General features: G+C 38.3%; 1 protein-coding gene. It reads left to right on the forward strand.

Features of this window, described 5'->3' with window-relative positions:
• The coding region (locus tag J8281_RS19460) for a VOC family protein (RefSeq protein WP_246849178.1) at positions 1 to 298 on the forward strand (298 nt) is incomplete at both ends.

Below are 298 nucleotides of genomic sequence, written 5' to 3' on the forward strand. Positions count from 1 at the left end.
TATGCATATAAAGGTTTGGAAACAGGATCAAAAGATGAGGTAAGTTATGTGCTAAAGCAAGATAAAATTAGGCTAGTGTTAACAACGCCTTTAAATAGCAAGTCGCCCATAAACAAACACATTGTAAAACATGGCGATGGCGTAAAAGTAATAGCACTTTGGGTTGAAGATGCTAAAAAAGCTTACGAGGAAACCACAAGCAGAGGTGCCAAATCTTATATGGAACCAACTGTTGAAACAGATGAGTTTGGTGAGGTAGTGCGATCTGGAATATATACCTATGGGGAAACAGTACATC

The sequence above is a fragment of the Aquimarina sp. U1-2 genome, assembly GCF_017897595.1.
Lineage (GTDB): Bacteria > Bacteroidota > Bacteroidia > Flavobacteriales > Flavobacteriaceae > Aquimarina.